This is a genomic window from Nocardia sp. NPDC005978 (genome assembly GCF_040614455.1).
In the GTDB taxonomy this organism is placed as follows: domain Bacteria; phylum Actinomycetota; class Actinomycetes; order Mycobacteriales; family Mycobacteriaceae; genus Nocardia.
Window position 1 is genome coordinate 1 of record NZ_JBEXUS010000258.1, and the last position, 1,036, is coordinate 1,036.

The 1,036-nt window shown below is 64.6% G+C and carries 2 protein-coding genes; both read right to left on the minus strand.

The features are described 5' to 3' along the window. Positions 1 to 197: beta-ketoacyl synthase N-terminal-like domain-containing protein (locus ABZ319_RS40525; protein WP_354991897.1), on the minus strand; the 197-nt coding region annotated here is incomplete at its 3' end. Between the two features lie 27 nt (positions 198 to 224). After that, positions 225 to 1,036, minus strand: an 812-nt coding sequence (locus ABZ319_RS40530; RefSeq protein ID WP_354991898.1) for a beta-ketoacyl reductase, incomplete at its 5' end; no start/stop codon positions are given.

Consider the following 1,036-nt stretch of genomic DNA (forward strand, 5'->3'; position numbering starts at 1 on the left):
GTGTCGGTGCCGGTGGTGACGATGTTCCACAGGTCTTCGGGGGAGGTGATGCCGCCGGGGAAGCGGCATGACATACCCACCACCGCCACCGGCTCGGACAGCTTCTGGCGCAACGCCGAGTTCGTTCGTTTCAGCTGGTCGATGCGAGTCAGCGCGGAGCGGAGGGCATGGGCTGTCCGAGTATCTGCTGCAGTCATGATATTTCCTGATCAGGGGTAGATTTCTCAGAAGTCGTCGAGCGCAGCGGTAATCAGCTGGTCCAGCTCCATCGTCGCGATTTCCGCTTCGCGGCTCTCCGGAATATCGCGCCCGGCATCGGCGAGATCGATAATCAGATCGAGCAGGCCGGCGTGACGTAGGCGATCGATCGGGATTTCCGCGATCTTCTGGCGCAGTATCGAATCCGCGGACTCCACAACGGCTTCGGCCGACGGCGCGATCTCTCCGTGGATGAATGCGGCCAGCGCATCAGGGCTCGGATAGTCGAATGCCATGGTGATCGGTAGCGGGAGTCCCGTCGCCGACCGGAGCCGGTTGCGCAGTTCCACCGCACTGAGGGAGTCGAACCCGAGTTCCTGGAACGCCTGGCTCATATCGATCTCACTCGGATCGAAGCCGAGAACCGCCGCCACTTCCGCGCCGACGAACTCGGTGATCATCAGCTGCTGCTGTTCCGCCCCGTGCCCAGCGATCTTCGTGGTCCATGCGGAGTTGGACATGCCCGCTCCGGCCTCGTGGCGCCGATCGAGTCGCGTGCTGGACAGCTCCCGCAGGATCGCCGGGAGAGTTCCGGTTCGCGCCATCTCCGACAGACCCGCGGTGTCGAACCGGACCGGGACGGCGAGGGGATGCTCGAAGTCCAGTGCCGCGTCGAGGAGTTCGAGGCCATCGGAGCTGGTCAGTGGCACCAAGCCGCTTCTTCCGAGCCGCGCGATGTCACCGTCGGTGAGGTGGGTTGCCATGCCGCTGGTGAGGTTCCAGAGGCCCCAGGCCATGGATTGTGCGGGGAGGCCTTGGGTGCGGCGGTGGGTGGCGA